Annotated in this window: 12 protein-coding genes; 2 read left to right on the forward strand and 10 right to left on the reverse strand. The window is 44.4% G+C overall.

Features of this window, described 5'->3' with window-relative positions:
- Positions 1-2: 2 nt before the first annotated feature.
- The 5 genes from G633_RS19255 to G633_RS17855 all read right to left on the reverse strand — a co-directional run bounded on the left by G633_RS19255 (position 3) and on the right by G633_RS17855 (position 5260).
- Positions 3-1583 carry a PP2C family protein-serine/threonine phosphatase gene (locus G633_RS19255; protein ID WP_022769472.1) on the reverse strand — a complete coding sequence of 527 codons (1581 nt, stop codon included), beginning with the start codon at positions 1581-1583 and terminating at the stop codon, positions 3-5.
- The gene (locus tag G633_RS0108315; RefSeq protein WP_022769471.1) at positions 1558-2100 is read right to left on the reverse strand and encodes an HAD family hydrolase; all 543 of its coding nucleotides are present in this window, start codon (positions 2098-2100) and stop codon (positions 1558-1560) included. Before G633_RS0108315 ends, G633_RS19255 begins: the two co-directional genes overlap by 26 nt.
- A complete protein-coding gene (locus G633_RS17850; RefSeq protein ID WP_022769469.1) occupies positions 2081-2953 on the reverse strand; it encodes a ParB/RepB/Spo0J family partition protein in 873 nt (290 codons plus the stop codon). Before G633_RS17850 ends, G633_RS0108315 begins: the two co-directional genes overlap by 20 nt.
- A complete protein-coding gene (locus tag G633_RS0108325; protein ID WP_022769468.1) occupies positions 2937-3422 on the reverse strand; it encodes a GNAT family N-acetyltransferase in 486 nt (161 codons plus the stop codon). Before G633_RS0108325 ends, G633_RS17850 begins: the two co-directional genes overlap by 17 nt.
- 122 nt (positions 3423-3544) lie before the next feature.
- Positions 3545-5260 carry a methyl-accepting chemotaxis protein gene (locus tag G633_RS17855; protein WP_022769466.1) on the reverse strand — a complete coding sequence of 572 codons (1716 nt, stop codon included), beginning with the start codon at positions 5258-5260 and terminating at the stop codon, positions 3545-3547.
- A gap of 235 nt (positions 5261-5495) precedes the next feature.
- Between G633_RS17855 and G633_RS0108335 the strand changes: the two genes are divergently transcribed.
- A complete protein-coding gene (locus G633_RS0108335; protein ID WP_022769465.1) occupies positions 5496-6791 on the forward strand; it encodes an adenylosuccinate synthase in 1296 nt (431 codons plus the stop codon).
- 77 nt (positions 6792-6868) lie between these two features.
- On the opposite strand, the gene G633_RS0108340 is transcribed toward G633_RS0108335, so the two are convergent.
- The 4 genes from G633_RS0108340 to G633_RS0108355 all read right to left on the reverse strand — a co-directional run bounded on the left by G633_RS0108340 (position 6869) and on the right by G633_RS0108355 (position 11140).
- Entirely contained in the window at positions 6869-7120 is a 252-nt protein-coding gene (locus G633_RS0108340; protein ID WP_022769464.1) for a hypothetical protein, read from the reverse strand.
- Positions 7121-7325: 205 nt separating this feature from the next.
- Entirely contained in the window at positions 7326-8066 is a 741-nt protein-coding gene (locus G633_RS0108345; protein ID WP_022769462.1) for a hypothetical protein, read from the reverse strand.
- Positions 8067-8091: 25 nt separating this feature from the next.
- The gene (locus tag G633_RS0108350) at positions 8092-9747 is read right to left on the reverse strand and encodes a sensor domain-containing phosphodiesterase (protein WP_022769461.1); all 1656 of its coding nucleotides are present in this window, start codon (positions 9745-9747) and stop codon (positions 8092-8094) included.
- Positions 9748-9766: 19 nt separating this feature from the next.
- Positions 9767-11140, reverse strand: coding sequence for a sensor domain-containing diguanylate cyclase (locus tag G633_RS0108355; protein WP_022769459.1), 1374 nt, complete (start codon positions 11138-11140; stop codon positions 9767-9769).
- Between the two features lie 133 nt (positions 11141-11273).
- Between G633_RS0108355 and G633_RS0108360 the strand changes: the two genes are divergently transcribed.
- A complete protein-coding gene (locus tag G633_RS0108360) occupies positions 11274-12395 on the forward strand; it encodes a cation diffusion facilitator family transporter (protein WP_022769458.1) in 1122 nt (373 codons plus the stop codon).
- On the opposite strand, the gene G633_RS0108365 is transcribed toward G633_RS0108360, so the two are convergent.
- A complete protein-coding gene (locus tag G633_RS0108365) occupies positions 12392-14785 on the reverse strand; it encodes an alpha-galactosidase (RefSeq protein ID WP_026519638.1) in 2394 nt (797 codons plus the stop codon). The genes G633_RS0108360 and G633_RS0108365 overlap by 4 nt on opposite strands.
- Between the last annotated feature and the right edge of the window lie 5 nt (positions 14786-14790).

A 14790-nucleotide genomic window follows, 5' to 3' on the forward strand; every position in this document is an offset into this window, starting at 1 on the left:
AATTATTTATTGCCAAGATATTTAAAACCAAGCATTGTGATGTCATCAAACTGCGGAGCATCGCCCACAAATTCATCGATTCCTTTGGCAACGATCTCGCACATGCGCCTTGCATCCGCATCGGGTTCACTGTTGAGAACCCTAAGAAGTCCGTCAGTTTTAAAGAGCTTATCCTCGGAATTGGTAGCTTCAGTGACACCATCTGTGTAAATAAAGAGGCTGTCTCCGGGGTCTAAGGTAAACTCGTTTTCTCTGAACTTAAGGCCCGGAAGCGTAGCAACCGCAGGTGAATGCTTGTATTTTACAAGTTCGAACTCTCCTCCGGCCTTTCTTACAGCCGGGTGCTCGTGACCTGCATTTGCTTCCACAACTTTTCCTGTCGAGATCTCCAGAATTCCCAGCCATACTGTTACAAACAACTCTGCATCATTGCCCTCGCACAGCTGATTGTTGACATCATAGAGCACCTGTGATGGAGAGAGCTTGCCTCCGTTCAGGGTCCTGTTCTTGATACTGGTCTTGGCATTTACCATGAAAAGAGCTGCCGGAATTCCCTTACCTGATACATCTGCCATTACTATAGCAAGATGGTCATCATCCAGGAAAAAGAAATCGTAGAAGTCTCCACCTACTATCTTGGCAGGGTCCATGGTCGCATAGATATCAAACTCTTTTCTGTCCGGGAAAGGAGGAAAATCACTTGGCAGCATATCCGACTGGATCTTGGCTGCAACGTCCAGCTCTGCGCTGATCCTCTCCTTCTCAGCTGTGATGGTCTTGATACTGTCAATATAATTCACAATATCTTTTTCCATGCTGCTGATCTCTTCGGCAAGATCCTGCATCTCATCCCTGGTCTTAATGGTATCCAGAGTATCGTCGGGCTGCGCATTGTTCCTGGCAAAGCTGCTGACGTTATTCTTTATGGTGAGCAGAGGCCCTATCAGATTCTGTTTCAGAGCAATATAGCTAAAGACAACATACAAAGCCAGAAGTATCAGAGCTATTATTATCATGTAAAAGATATAGCTGTATAGTGTTGAAAGAATAACTTCCATGTATGTGTCAACAAATAAAAGAGCCACCACATTTCCGCTGCTGTCCTTAACCGGCATACAGCTGGAAGTTAAATATCCGTATTTCTTGGACTTTCTGACAAGATAACTCTGGGGCCTTACTCCCTCTTTATAAGCTGTCCATATCTCATCAAAGGAAGCAGCTATGGGATCCGTATCCCCCATAAAGGTGTCAGGATCGTAGATATAGCGCATGGTTCCATCTTCATAGGGAACCATAATGTAAATATAAGCTGCGCCCGTGTGCTGCTGCATACCTCTTAGGTAAGACGACATTTCTTTATAATAGTCATCACCTCTCCAGGTAGTGGTATATTCGGCTATCTTATCGTGATCTATCTCATCCAGAATTATATTCGCTATAACATATCCCTTGTCGTTATACTCTTTTTGTATTGCGCGATTAAATATATAAGATCCGCTGAGGCACATAAGAGCACTGAGTATCAGCGCAAATATACTGATACTGAGTACACTCTTTTTAGTTACCGTCCACCTGGTCTTCATCGTTTATCCCCTCCCGGAGCTCTTTTCTGTGTCTTACCTCTCCGGCAAATTTTATTATCTTTTCCTTCCAGTCATCATCAGGGCCATCCAGCTGATAGGCTTCATACCCAAATGTTCTGCCCTGCGTGCAGATGATGGCTTCATCATCGATGTGAAGGGATATCCTGTATCTGCTGGGTACTTTCTGCGGAAGAAGCTGCGAGCTGTTTTTCTGCACTTCCCTAAGATGCCTGTTTCCGTTGATTATACCATCAAATTTGACACCATAGTGCTTAAAGAGCCCCTTGATATATTTCTCACTTCGAAAAGATGATGTGTATACCCACACTTCATACCCAAGCTCCTGCAGGGTATTGATAAGCTCCGGCGTTCCCAGGCGCAGTCTTTCCTTGTAGTATTTATTGAACGGAAACTTAAGCTCCGGCTCAGTCTTATGGGTCTTGGGGTACACAAAAAGAACTTCATCAAGATCAAAGGATACCCTCATCTTTTCTTCATTATTCCTGCTTTTTTTCATCGAATCCTCCGACGATCTTCATGACCTGATCGGCCCAGTTCCCCTTTTCTTTGTCTATCTCAAAATCTTCGAATTCCTTTGTGACTGTATTGATCCTGACAACAGAATCATTGTCGATGTGCATGGTATATTTGTACTTCTCGGCGATCATCTTATCAAGATCGGTCTTACTCATCGAGCTGATGGATTTCTGCCTCTCAGTACCGGTCACAATACCGTTGACCTTCACATGGTAGCGCTTAAAGTAATTACGGATGTAGTCCATGGAATAGTACTTGGCAGTAAATACCCAAATATCATAGCCATACTTGGACAGATAATGGAAAAGAGCCGGAATACCAAGCCTTATGTCTTCCTTAAAGAAACGATTAAAAGGAAACATCAGCTTTTTCTCAAGTTTGCCATCGTACCCTGTCGTAAATACAACTTCGTCCAGGTCAAAAGAAACTATCTTGTCATGGACTGCGCCATTAAGCATTTCCTTGATATCGGCATCATGAGTAAGGTTTACCAGCTTAACCGGTGCTCTCCTCCTGCCCACAGTGTAGTAGGCAGCCCATCTGTGATGGCCGTTTATAAGCATATATCCGTCGGGATGCATCTTCTCGATAATAAGAGGTTCTTCCTTATAAAGATCAACATTTCTTCTAAAGAACTGCTCATACTCCGAAATGATACGATCGCTGGGTCCTACCTCAGGTTTTGTGAACTCATCATCGGGATTGGGATGAAGCTTCATCACGTCTGCCTTGGTCGTAAAAAAGCGCTCCAAAGGGCTTGCCTTTATGGGAAATGCTATTCCCTGGTAGGATTCAATCTGCTTTTTAAGATAGTCTTTAAATCTTTCTCTCATCAAGAATAATCTCCATCATTCTTTCTTTCGTGGTCATTCCCATCTTTTCATAGAAATGTTCTGCAGACTCATTGCCTTTCCATACATTTAGGGTGACTTCATAGCAGCCAAGCCTTTTGGCCTCGTCTTTGACATATTCAAATATCTTTTCCCCAATATGCTGTCCGCGGGCGTTTTCATCAACGCACAGATCGTCTATGAAAAGAGATTTATGTGGAACCATGGTGCTGGTAAAAGCGGGGTTCTTCAGCTGACAAAACGCATAGCCCAGAACCGTATCTCTCTCATCTGTTGCCACGAAAATAGTTTTCTCGTCATCAAGCATCATTTCTTTCAGATCATTTTCGCTGTACTTGGTCGTACCCGAAACGAATATGTCAGGTCTGATGTTTGCATGAATCTCAAGTACCTGCCCCAATAGCTCAAGGATTCTTTTTATATCTTTATTTTCTGCTCGTCTTATATTCATATCATTGTCTCCTCCAAGCTTAATTATACACTCGGAGGTAAACAATGATAAGACAAAACCCCTCGCGCAGGAGCAGGGCCATACGCAAAGGGCCTTTTAGTGTCTTATAAAGGCTGATCTTATCAGCCGTTTATTGTGAATTGTCCGATCAGATTATTCAGTGACTCTGACTGCTCAGAAAGCTCTAAGGATACTGCACTGGACTCCTCTGCTGTAGCAGAATTGCTCTGAACTACATTGGATATCATCTCGATTCCTCTGTCGATCTCGTCCATGCTCTGAGCCTGCTGCTCTGCAAGATCTCCGGTCTCTACGATCATCTGAGTGATCTCCTCGACACTGTTTCTCATTGCATCAAGAGCCTCTGTGGTCTCAGCCACTACTGAATTTCCGTTACTGATCTCATCCATGGTATCAGCGATGAGCTGATGTGTATTCTTAGCTGCTTCACTACTCTGATCAGCAAGCTTTCCGATCTGATCCGCAACAACCGCAAAGCCTTTTCCTGTCTCACCCGCTCTTGCTGCCTCGATGGAAGCATTGAGGGCAAGGAGTGATGTCTGCTTGGCAATTGCTTCGATGGAATTGGTTACCTGCTCGATCTCTGCAGAAGCTTCTGTGATCCTGGTCATGGCATCCGTTACAAGATGCATCTTACGGGCACTCATGTCTGCATTATCCATTACTTCCGTTGCCATGCTCTTACTCTTTTCGGCAACTTCAGCAAGCTGCTTGGTCTGTTCTGTAATTGAATTTACTGAAGCTGTAAGTTCTTCTACTGCAGCTGCCTGATCTGTGGCACCCTCTGCAAGGTCCGATGCACCCTGGGACATGTTGCTTGCTCCCTGGGATACCTGGCTTGAAGAATTCTTAACCTCAAGAAGTGTGCTTGAGAGATTCTCTGAAATATCAGCGAAGGCATTTTTTATTGCTTCGTAGTCTCCGATGTACAGTTCTTCGTTCTGTGAGCCGGTGGAGAAATCACCTCCGGACATTCTCCTCAGGGTTTCATCAATGTCTTTTACAATACTCTCGATAACCGTTGTGGATTCCTGAAGATCACCTGCCAGCTTGCCGAGCTCATCCTCTGAGTCTGTCTGGATATTGACCTCCAGTTTACCCTTAGCCATATCATCAGCTGCGGCTGTGATGGCACTTATAGGTCCAAGGATGCCCTTGGTAAGAGCTCCTCTTGCATTCCTTGAATACATAAGAGCATAGATAACAATTCCAAGTGCAATGAGTGTCATTACGCTGACCATTACAAGGGATAGCATATATGCTTTCTTGGCTTCAGCCTTGGCTGAGAGTCCTATCTCTTTAAAATCCTTTACAACTACTTTGATGGCTTCATTTACGGTGCCAACATAGTATGCATAAATCTCTTCCCTGGGAGCTCCGGAGTTCATCAGCTCTTTTAACTTCTCATCTGCGCTATCAATGTCTGCAACATGAGCACGGGCTGTAGAAAGATCTCCCTTATACACTTTTGCAAGTGTATCAAGACCATCATTCATTTCATCGATCTTCTCCTGAGCACCTGCAAGCTGCTCGTCTCTGTCCGCAGCATCAACAGCGTTCATAGCCCAGAGATAGTACTTGGCAAGAGCCTGGATCGTGATCCTTATTTCGCCCTGCTGACTGTTCTGCTCATAATAAACCTTGTATATATTTCCGAGATTGCTAACGGCCACAAGGTCAATTATAAAAATTACCACAAAGATAACTATTAAATTGTTTCGGAAATTGTTGAATACTTTTTTGAACTTATCTGCGACAGAAAGTCTTTTGAAACCTTCGCCGCCAAACTCACTTGACTTAGCACCTGTCTTTGCCATAAGGGTCCTCCTGATATATCGGGGAAAAGAAATTGTCAACAATCTGTACTTTATATTTTAAACGATATTACGTCAAATGAATCTTAATATTGTATAAATATTTATAAAATAAAGAAAAAACATAAACATTTCAGTCACTTTTGCAACTTTCGTTTTACTTCTTCGCGTTAATAGGATATATTTATATGTGGTTTGAAACATAGTTTCTATATAAGTAATGAGGAGGCTTTCTATTATGGTAAAAGCTGTTGTAGGTGCCAACTGGGGAGACGAGGGAAAAGGTAAGATCACAGATACCCTCGCGGACAAGGCGGACGTAGTTATCCGTTTCCAAGGCGGTGCCAATGCTGGACACACAATTGTAAACGACTATGGCAAATTTGCACTTCACACAATGCCCTCAGGCGTTTTCCACCAGCACATTATGAATATCATCGGTAACGGTGTTGCCTTTGATATCACAAAGTTCATGAAAGAGCTTAATGAGATCACATCAAAGGGCGTTCCGATGCCACAGATCATGATCTCTGACAGAGTACAGGTCATGATGCCCTATCACGTACTCTTCGATACACTTGAGGAGGCAAGACTTGCAGGTAAGAGCTTTGGCTCAACCAAGTCAGGTATCGCTCCCTTCTATTCAGATAAGTTTGCTAAGATCGGCTGGCAGATAAACGAGTTCTTCCAGGATGATGATGTTATCAAAGAGAAGATCGCAAGGATCGCAGAGATCAAGGATGTTCTTCTTGTTAATCTCTATCACTCAGATCCTATCGATCAGGAAGCTCTCTTTAATCAGATCGTTGAATGGAGAGATCAGGTTAAAGAGTATGTTGGAAATGTATCTCTTTATCTTGATGAGGCAATCAAGGAAGGAAAGACAATTCTCCTTGAGGGTCAGCTCGGAACCATGAAGGATCCCGACCACGGAATCTATCCTATGGTTACAAGTTCTTCACCTCTTGCAGCATATGGTGCGATTGGTGCAGGTATTCCACCTTACGAGATCAAGCAGATCGTTACTGTATCCAAGGCTTATTCATCAGCTGTAGGAGCAGGTGCTTTCGTATCAGAGCTCTTTGGTGATGAAGCTGAAGAACTCAGAAGACGCGGTGGTGACGGCGGCGAGTACGGCGCAACAACCGGACGTCCCAGAAGAGTTGGCTGGTATGACTGCGTAGCAAGTAAGTACGGCTGCAGACTTCAGGGCACAACAGATGTTGCCTTCACAGTACTTGACGTTTTAGGATACCTTGATGAGATTCCTGTATGCGTTGGCTACGACATTGACGGAGAGGTTACAACAGAGTTCCCTGTAACTCACCTCCTTGACAAGGCAAAGCCCGTGTTTGAAACTCTTCCCGGATGGAAATGCGACATCAGAGGAATCAAGAACTACGAAGATCTCCCTGAGAACTGCAGAAAGTACATCGAGTTCATCGAAGATCACATCGGCTATCCTATCACAATGGTAAGTAACGGCCCTGCAAGAACAGATATCATCTACAGAGAGAGCAAGCTCTCCAAGTAAATAAGCAAAAATAAGGGAAGGTACCTTTTAAAGGTCCTTCCCATTTTTTATTCTGTATTCAGTTGTGCTCTTAAGGTTTATACTGCTCTTACCTTAACGTAAGCAACTGCTTTCTTTTCCTCAGCGTGTACAGTTTTGCGAACCAGTGTTGAGCTGTGTACTGCATACTCTGATGTCTCGTCTTCATCCACCATACTTCCGGCTCCAAGAAGGTCTAGCGCCTTGAACTTGCCGTATGAAAGGTTCTGCTCCTTTGCCTTGATTGCGTCTGCCATGATTGCGATGCTGCTCTGGCTAACTTTGTGTCTGCTCTTTGCGGAACGTCTCATATTCAATTCCTCCATCTCATAAGAAATATGATTTTAAATGAAATGACCGGTGAAATAAAAAGGCCCCTCAACCCTTAACTTTTCACAATAAAATTTCATTTAATGGGTACATTATATCTCTTATACCCCCTAAAAGATAGAGAATAAGCCACACTTTTTTACGTTAAACCATTAAAAGTTTATAAAGTGGTTTAGACTTTTTTTATTATTTCTGCACCTTGATCCTGTCGTCTCCCGCCAGATACCGCAGCAGTGCTGCTCTTGCGTGTTCTTTGTCGCTTGCTTCCACGCTGACGGTGAATCTGTAGGTGTGTTTCTTAACACCGTCCTCCTGCCTCTTTTGCTCCGCTTCGGCAAGAGACCTGTCCCTGGTATCTTCACTTGTCATCTCCATGATATCTTCGATGGCAAACTTTCGAAATTCCTCCTTGTGTTTCTCATCATCAGCCAGATATTTGTCTATGAGAGAAAGAGTATTTCCAAGGTTTAGGTAATCCCCGTGGAGGAAGGACTCCATATCCAGGATTTCCTGCCTGTTATCATTTACATCCTCCTGCCAGTGAAGCTCTTTTTCAACAAGCTCTTTTGTATTGGATTTATATTCCAGCTGCCAGTCCATGATGTACCATTTCCAGATCTGAAGCCTCTTTCTGTTTACATCATCATCAGAAAGTTCCGACATCTTCTGGCAGGCATGTCTTGTGCCTCTTGCCACAAGCTCTTTTGTCGTATCAGAGACTACATAGGTCCTGCTGGCAGTAACCTGGCTCTTCTTGGTATTCTCGGTTGTAAGTTCCAGTTCATCATCGGATACTCTGCGAAGGAAGAGCGTATAGTCCCCGTTGCGCGCAATAACAACAGGCCTTTCAAGGAGTACGGAATTCTTGAACTCCTCAAAAGACTTAAGCACATCATTATCTTGTACGAAACGAAACAACCTGCTCATCTATTCCTCCGGCTGCAGGACTTACTTACTGTCCAAGCAGCTCAAGTTTCTTAAAATCTTCTATTCTGCAAGGTCTACCATAGTAGTAACCCATAAGCTCAGATACAGGATACTGCCTTGCAATTGCATCTGTCGCCTGATCCTCTATGCCGGAAAAGCACGTTCTAATACCCAGTCTGTGGGTAAAAGAGGTGATGGATTCGATCATGTATTTGACGGTGAGGTTATCTGCAACCACTCCTGTAAGAGCCGGCGAGAGGTTCACGATATCAACCGGAAGACTCTTAACCATATCAAGAGCCGAGAAGCTCGAACAATCAACTCCAATCTTGATGCCACAGGACTTCATGAACTCGATCTGACTCTTTAAGTGCTCCATGGAGAGCTGTCTGCTGCTGGACTGGCTCATCTCAAGGCAGATACCTGTTGCAGGGTAACCTGTCTTTCTAAGGATATCAAGGAGAGTTGTTCTGAACTCGGATCTCTCAAGCTGCATGAATGCAAGGTTTACACTTACATAGAAATCCTTGTTGTTCTTTCTGATCTCAAGGGCATCCGTGAGTGCCTTCTCTAAAATCCAATTACCCAGCGAATAGAACACCGGATCCTGTTCAAGCCAGGGCACAAATTCAGAAGGAAGCACCTCTCCATATGGTTCCTTGCTCCATCTTACAAAGACTTCCATTCCTACAAGTTTACCGCCCACAGAGGATACTCTTGGCTGATACTCAAGGTGGAACCCTTCAAAGTTATTTAAAACGCTGTTTCTGACTGCGTCTACAAGCTCAATACTGCTCTTATTGTTATCCAGTGCATCGTTGTGGAAAATAATGAGATTTCCGTGCTTCTGGGTCTTGGAATAATCAAGAGCGTACTTGGCGCTGGTGTAGATTGAATGCTCATCTACGTTATGATCTGTCGAGACGATAACGCCACCTGCAAGCTCTGCTCCTACTTTCTTTTCATCCACCATAAGAGATTCTCTGGCGTAGATTCTCATGCGCCCGTAGAATTTCTTGATCTCTTCTATGTTCATGGAATCCGAAATGAAAGCAAGGGTAGTTCCATCGCCCCTGAAGGCCCTTCCGAGGTTCTTGCCCTCGTCAACCAGCCTTTGGGCTGTTGCTCTTAAAATGGTATTACCCATGGTATAGCCATATCTTCTGTTGATGCCACCAAAGTCAATGTAATTGATCATGAGGATTGAGTACTCTTTCATCTGAGCCTTAAGCTGCCTCATGTAGTTGAGCATCTCATACTGATTTGGCAAAAGAGTTATCGGATCGCTGTTATCAACGATACCTTTATTTATGATAGAGCATGCGTAAAAGACAGGTCTTCCGACATAGTCTTTTATCACAACGCCCCTTGCAGAGCAAATTACATATTCGCCGTTCTTGTTCCTGGCTCTGTACTCAAAGTTGGGATCAACTTTCTGTCCGGAAAAAGCGGCATTAATGTACTCCTTGTACTTGTCTATATCGTCGGGATGGATACGGATCTCCCATACCGAACTTGCATTGTATACATACTCCCCGGTTAAACCGAAATAATCAACAGCATTTGCTGACCACCTGGACACATTCTTTTCCATGTCATATACATAGACATAGCGGCTTCTTGAAGTTACCGCAAAGGTGTCAAAGATTCTGTTGATTGTGTCAAAATTTCCTCCCGCCATTTTACCTTTCTCCGCTTAATTATCTTCCCGATGGCGCATTCCCCGCTCTGCTGCCACCGTTTCTCTGAGCCTTGAAGGCTCTCTTGTTGTGGTACATTGCGTCATCCGCCTTCTTTACAACGTCCTCGAACTTGGCTCCGTCCTCAGGACAACGTGCAAATCCGGCACTAATGGACACCTTAAGGATGATACCGTTGTTAAGGGTTACATCCCTTGCCACATTATGACGCATTCTTTCTATAACGCCCTCATAGAACTGCTTGTCATGAGTTCCATGGATAACTACAACGAACTCATCACCGCCGATACGGAAAGCCTTATCCTTCTCTCTTATACTGTTCTGAAGCCTCTTGGCAACGATGTTAAGGAGCGTATCTCCGGCTTCATGACCATAGGTATCATTGACCTGTTTAAAGTCATTGAGGTCCATAAATATAAGGCCGTATGGAAGCTTCTTTTTGCTGAGCTCTTCCATGTGCTCCTGATAACTTCTGTTGTTGTTGATGTTAGTCAGAGCATCTCTGTAAGAGAGAACTTCAAGTTCCTTGGAATATGCCTTCATCGAAACGTAAGCTGCTGCTGCCAGAGCCGCAAGGACACTGATAACAACTGCGATTGCCAGAGCACCTATTATCTCATAGAGATTCATCCAGCTGCTGGTCGGAGAAATAAGAAGTGTCCAGTAACTGCCACCTACCGTATTTATCATTGACGATACGGGAGATGCCAGCTCTTTTTCTGAATACTCCATGATCATACGGTTCTCACCGGTGATAGGGTTATCACCGAGGAGCTTGTATTCGTAGCCTCCGTCAACCAGGGCTCTTATATTTACATCGGACAAAAAGCTTGAGAGATTGAGTTTAACTGAAGCAAATCCCCAGAAGTTTTCTTCTGATACTTCGCCCATATAGATAGGTCTTCTGAGTATGATGCCGTAGCTTCCGTCGGATAATGTTACAGGCGCCATGATTATTCCAAGTCCGCTCATCTTGCTGTAATCCGCATAGATGCCGTCAACACCGTCGGAAAAGAGATCTTCCCTCTCCGCAATGCCGTTGTCCAGCGGATACTTGTAGCTGACTATCCCACCCGGTGCCAAAGTGATGTCAACTATATCCATGTAGTCGTTGAACACTTCATCGGCGGTAATAGCAAACTTCTCAGGGGTGATACCGTCCTTACTGCTTGAAACTTCAATCTCCAGCATTCGGGTTATATAATCACGCCTCTGGATCTCAGCTTCTATTCTGTCTGCAACAGATTCCGCAATAAACTCAGCCCTTTCCCTTCTGTTGCCTGCTGCAGTTGTAATATATACAATTGCGATCACGGTTGTGATGGCCAGCGCTGCAATAAAGGTTATAAGACCTGCTGTGATGCTCTTTTTCATTTTCGCCCCTCAAAATAAGAAAAATACGCCCATACTCTATTAATTTTATCATATTTTTGTATTATTGTGGTATGACCCATCCAAATCTATGGTACAATTCATAAACAGAAAGTCAATTGTGAGGTAATAGAAAATGGCAGATTCGAAGATAGTTACAAGAGGCAAAGTCATCATCAGAACCAGCATCATCGGCATCGTGGTAAACATACTTCTGGCCGGTTTTAAAATGATAGTAGGCATGATATCCGGCTCCATCGCCATCGTTCTTGATGCAGTCAACAACTTAAGTGATGCCCTCTCATCGGTCATCACAATAATAGGAACTGCTCTTGCAGGCAAGGCTCCCGACAAAAAGCACCCTTACGGATATGGCAGGATTGAGTATTTAAGCGCCATGATCATCTCAATCATCGTGCTCTATGCCGGCATCACATCACTGGTTGAGTCCTGCAAATCAATCCTTCATCCAGAGCCTGCCCAGTACGGCACTGTTACTCTTATCATCGTAGCTGTGGCCGTTGTGGTCAAACTCCTTCTTGGTCAGTTCTTCATAAACACAGGTAAGAAGGTATCCTCAGAATCCCTGGTCGCATCAGGCACCGATGCAAGATTTGACTCCATCATTTCCGCAGCCACACTGCTGGCTGCTTTCATCTTTATATTTACACACCTCTCCGTTGAGGCATACCTCGGAGCCATCATCGCTATCATCATGATAAAGTCAGCTCTTGAAATGTTAAGAGACACCATAAGCGAGATCCTCGGAGAGCGTATTGATTCAGCGGTATCAACAGCAGTCAAGAAGACAATCGTCGATGTCGACGGAGTTCAGGGCGCCTACGATCTGATATTTTCAGACTATGGTCCCGACCGTGTAATGGCATCCGTTCACATCGAGATTCCCGACACCTTCACTGCTGACAAGATTGATGAGATAACAAGAGAAATCCAGGACAGAGTCTATGTGGAGCACAACGTATCCATTATTTCCATCGGTATCTACTCCGTAAATACCAAAGATGACAAGATTACCGAAGTAAGAAACAACGTAAGAAAGATCGTCTCCTCCTTTGACAACGTCCTTCAGATGCACGGATTCTTTGTTGATTTTGAAAAAAAGAACATCCGCTTTGATCTGGTAGTTGATTTCGTACCAAACAAAACGGATGTGTTTAAAAACGCTATAAATGCTGTAAAAGAAGCTTATCCCGACTTCGAAGTCATCGCAAACATGGACGTAAGCTACAGCGATTAAGCTTCTTCAAAGAGATAGAGCCTTGTATCGCCGGTCCTCATGATCCTGGTCTCAGGACTGTAGCCGGTTCCTGCAAAGGAGCCGTTAAGTGAGAGTCCACGGTTTTTAAGAGAAGCTCCTGTAGCTGTCTCCTTCTGCTCTTCTCCGGTGAAATTCGTAAACTTATCAATAAGGTGGTGAATGATACCATCCTGTTTAACATGTACAGGAGCCATGGTATTTACAAGGCTTCCGAAGTCCATTACGCTAAGAGGAACCACCCTGTTTGAAATATTGTAGATTTTTGAATCATCAAGGCCAAGAGTCCTTATGCACCTGTAATCACAGTTAGGAGTAGCTTTTTTCTCCACCGCAAAGGCAATGGCCTTTTTCTTATCCCTTGAAACGATCATGTATCCGTCGTCAGGGAGTCTGTAGTAATCGCCAAACTGGAAGAGTTTTCTCCACTTCTTGTAGAACTCCACCTGATCTGAAATTATCTTTTTATCAGAGTCATTCATGTCGCAGAGATTGAGCTCATAGCCAAAGCATCCTGCTGCAGCGATCTCAAACCTGGTCTCAAGAGTTGCATTTCCAAGAGTCTGATGGTTAGGACATGCTGAAACATGCGCACCCACAGTGCTTGCAGGATATCCGTAGCTGTAGCCCCTCTGGATATCAAGCCTGCAAAAGGCATCTGTGTCATCACTTCCCCAGGTTTGAGGGAAATAGGAAAGTATACCAAGATCAAACCTGTTACCGCCCGCAGAGCAGCCCTCAAAGAGAATATCAGGGAAGCTCTCTGTCAGCTCTTTCATTATCCTGTACAGTCCAATGTAATATCTGTGCTGGAACTCGACTTGCCTGTCCGCAGGAAGTCCTGTTGAGAAGCGGTCTGAGAATATCCTGTTCATGTCCCACTTGACGTAAGAGATCTTTCCTGAGGAAAAGACCTTTTTCATGGAATCTATGATGTAGTCCTGAACTTCAGTTTTTGTAAGATCAAGATTCAGCTGGAATCTTCCCTTGGTGTGAGCATGTCCTGGAACCATTACTGCCCAGTCGGGATGTGCCTTGTAAAGATCGGAATCCTCGTTTACCATCTCCGGCTCAACCCAGATTCCAAAGAGCATTCCAAGATCAGATATCTTATCTGCCAGCTCTTTTACGCCGCCGGGCAGCTTTTTCTTATTCTCTTCCCAGTCGCCAAGTGATCTGTGATCATCGTTTCTTTCGCCAAACCAGCCATCGTCCATTACAAAGAGCTCAATTCCGCACTTCTTTGCTTCTTTTGCAAGATTCAAAAGAGAGCCCTGGTTGAAGTTAAAGTAGTTGGCTTCCCAGCTGTTAATGAGGATCGGACGCTCCTTGTCGCGCCATGAGCCCCTTACCACATGCTTTCTTACAAACTCATGCATGCCTATGCTCATTCCGTTAAATCCCTTGCTGGAATAAGCCATAACAGCTTCGGGAGACTCCAGCTTTTCTCCCTTTGAAAGAATCCAGGAGAATCCTGTTGGCTGAATGCCGGTAACAAACCTGCTTATGCTGCAGCCGTTTGATGAGAGGGCTTCGTAGTGATTTCCGCTGTAAATAAGGTTAAAGCCGTAGCACTCGCCCTTGTTTTCATCTGCATCAGGGCTGCTGACAATAACAAAGGGATTGGACCTTGAGCCTGATTCTCCGGCAGCAAGTTCTTCCGATACCACCTTGCCGGCCTTGCATAAAGACTCTGATTTACCCATTTCATAGGCCCATCTGCCATGGAAGGATGTAAATTTAAGCCCTGTCTCATAGAAGTCAACAGAGGTGCTAAGAAGTCTCTCAACCCTTATATCGCCTTCTCCGTCGTTTGTAAGGACTGCACTTCTTGTGATCACATCACAGTCGGGAAATACGGTATAGATAAGGTCAAGCTTTGCACCATATCCTTTGTCGGAGAGCTTTACTATAAGCTGCTGTGCACTGTCTGTATCATCGTAGGAAGATGGAAGGGTCTCTAAAGCTCTTTTACCCTTTCTGATCTCATAGTCGTCAAAGAGCATATCTACCGTGGTGTTGCCATCGGGATAGTATAGTTCTATCATAGGCTCTCTGATGTCACCCTTTCCAAAGGATGAAAACTCAAGGCCCATCATTTCCAGGCAGAACTTTTCATGCTCATCGTCGTAATAGTTCATGTTACCACCGCCGTTGAAATGCTTGGGTGCCATGGCCTGAACTGTTTTTTCAAGGAGCTCTTTATCCCTGGTCTCAAGCTCTATCTCCGTCTTGAGGCGGGCGTAGGTCTCCGAAGAAAAGATGGAGCCTCCAAAGTGGATGTGCTCAAGATGACCTGTCTCAGTCTTCCTGAAAATGTAGGATGTGTTTTTGGTCTGTAAAAGAAATATCTGTCCGTCAGCGTAAATCATTGTTT

The organism is Butyrivibrio sp. FCS006 (genome assembly GCF_000424525.1).
In the GTDB taxonomy this organism is placed as follows: domain Bacteria; phylum Bacillota; class Clostridia; order Lachnospirales; family Lachnospiraceae; genus Butyrivibrio.

Bases quoted from the DNA above. Each gene is read 5' to 3' on its own strand.
- G633_RS0108360 (WP_022769458.1), top strand. From the start codon at position 11,274: ATGGCAGATTCGAAGATAGTTACAAGAGGCAAAGTCATCATCAGAACC.
- G633_RS0108345 (WP_022769462.1), bottom strand. From the start codon at position 8,066: ATGAGCAGGTTGTTTCGTTTCGTACAAGATAATGATGTGCTTAAGTCT.
- G633_RS0108335 (WP_022769465.1), top strand. From the start codon at position 5,496: ATGGTAAAAGCTGTTGTAGGTGCCAACTGGGGAGACGAGGGAAAAGGT.
- G633_RS0108355 (WP_022769459.1), bottom strand. From the start codon at position 11,140: ATGAAAAAGAGCATCACAGCAGGTCTTATAACCTTTATTGCAGCGCTG.
- G633_RS19255 (WP_022769472.1), bottom strand. From the start codon at position 1,583: ATGAAGACCAGGTGGACGGTAACTAAAAAGAGTGTACTCAGTATCAGT.
- G633_RS17850 (WP_022769469.1), bottom strand. From the start codon at position 2,953: ATGAGAGAAAGATTTAAAGACTATCTTAAAAAGCAGATTGAATCCTAC.
- G633_RS0108315 (WP_022769471.1), bottom strand. From the start codon at position 2,100: ATGAAAAAAAGCAGGAATAATGAAGAAAAGATGAGGGTATCCTTTGAT.
- G633_RS0108350 (WP_022769461.1), bottom strand. From the start codon at position 9,747: ATGGCGGGAGGAAATTTTGACACAATCAACAGAATCTTTGACACCTTT.
- G633_RS0108340 (WP_022769464.1), bottom strand. From the start codon at position 7,120: ATGAGACGTTCCGCAAAGAGCAGACACAAAGTTAGCCAGAGCAGCATC.
- G633_RS0108325 (WP_022769468.1), bottom strand. From the start codon at position 3,422: ATGAATATAAGACGAGCAGAAAATAAAGATATAAAAAGAATCCTTGAG.
- G633_RS0108365 (WP_026519638.1), bottom strand. From the start codon at position 14,785: ATGATTTACGCTGACGGACAGATATTTCTTTTACAGACCAAAAACACA.
- G633_RS17855 (WP_022769466.1), bottom strand. From the start codon at position 5,260: ATGGCAAAGACAGGTGCTAAGTCAAGTGAGTTTGGCGGCGAAGGTTTC.